The following is a 673-nucleotide window of genomic DNA, read 5'->3' on the forward strand; positions in this document are numbered from 1 at the left end:
GCTTCGTATGCTCCATTTCCTTCCCATAGTCTACCTGTAATTGCATTCCATAAGTATAATAAAATCCAGCCCCCTACAACACTGTAGAAAGAAAGTAATATGAAACATGTTACAATCCCTAATTTACCTAACCACGGCCATAACGTTTTAGGAGCAATCTCTCTATACGCATCAACAGCCTCTTTTTGTGTACTTCTTCCAATAACGAATTCAGCTAATAATAGCGGTAAACCAATTAATAATGTGAAACCGATGAAAATAAGGAAGAACGCTCCGCCTCCTCCGATTCCGGCCATATACGGGAATTTCCAAATCGCCCCAAGACCAATTGCTGAACCTGCTGCAGCTAATACGAAACCTAATTTCGATGTCCATTGCTGTGAATTCATCTTTTTATCTCCTCTCTTTTTCTATTTCTATTTTACAATTCAGTATTTATATTGTTCTATCAATACTCTTTTCTAATACACTCACTTCCTCCCTAATAAAAAACGCCCCTACGTAAATACGTAGGGACGACAAAAAATATCGCGGTACCACCCTAGTTATGAAGATACAACAAAAGTAAGCCCTAAATAAAAACGTCCCTACGCAAATACGTAGGGACGATAAAATATCGCGGTACCACCCTAGTTATGAAGACACAACAAAGTTAAGACCTAAATAAAAAACG

At 38.0% G+C, this 673-nt stretch carries 1 pseudogene; it reads right to left on the reverse strand.

The features are described from left to right. Positions 1–389: pseudogene (locus AC1DTM_RS30335) on the reverse strand (sodium-dependent transporter); the annotation flags it as partial. Between the last annotated feature and the right edge of the window lie 284 nt (positions 390–673).

It is taken from the genome of Bacillus sp. P4_D3 (assembly GCF_056401855.1).